Source organism: Pseudoalteromonas sp. SG41-5, from assembly GCF_014164495.1.
GTDB classification, from domain to species: domain Bacteria; phylum Pseudomonadota; class Gammaproteobacteria; order Enterobacterales; family Alteromonadaceae; genus Pseudoalteromonas; species Pseudoalteromonas rhizosphaerae.
On the sequence record NZ_JACJFH010000262.1, the window covers coordinates 1 to 817 of the forward strand.

1 protein-coding gene is annotated in these 817 nt (G+C 40.1%); it reads left to right on the top strand.

What is annotated here, in order from left to right:
• Positions 1-95: 95 nt before the first annotated feature.
• The coding region (locus H5232_RS23490) for an IS4 family transposase (protein WP_182831696.1) at positions 96-817 on the top strand (722 nt) is incomplete at its 3' end.

Below are 817 nucleotides of genomic sequence, written 5' to 3' on the forward strand. Positions count from 1 at the left end.
ATTTCATAGGTTGGATCTTAAGAAAACTTGAAGTTGAACTCTGTTAATGATCAAATAGTTACGCCAATAAAAACATGACCAAAAACAGAGTTCACATGCAGATTAACCAAGTTTCAAATCAATTAAAAGCCCTTATCTCAGAAAAACACCTCATTGAGCTTGCAAAAACCTCCGGATTTCAAGTTCGACACCGTTGCCTGTCGATCGTTTCTCTGCTCAAAGCTGTGTTCAAAAGCTTATCTTGCCTGCAAGACGCTAACTTGTCAGATATCCATCAGAACCTGCGAACGCAGGCCAATTGCACGATAAGTTATAAACCTTTTCATAATCAAATTCGAAAACCTGCCTTGACTGAGCTAGTCCGTGAACTCGTTATTCAAGCGATGTCTAAATTGACTGTAAACACGCTGGATAAAACCTTTTTTACCCAGCGAGGAATATTGCGAGTGTTATTGCAAGATGGCTCTTCATTTGCTCTACATGATGAATTAGCTCCGGTTTTTGCTGGTCGCTTTACTGCGATAAGTCCTGCCGCAATTGAGTTACATCTTACTTATGACCTATTTAACGAACAGCCTTGTGAAATAGATATCCGTCCTGATGTTGAAACCGAGCGAGCCTTTTTACCGGGTAGTCACACACTTGGAGATACGTTATTACTTGCTGATGCAGGGTATTTTGATTTAGATTACTTTGAGCAAGTATCTCAAGATGGCGGCTACTTTTTGGTTAGAGCGAATAAAAACATCAACCCAACCGTCACATCTGCTTATTGCGCGGGCGTAGAGCTTAAAGAAAAGCATATTAAACTCAAAAC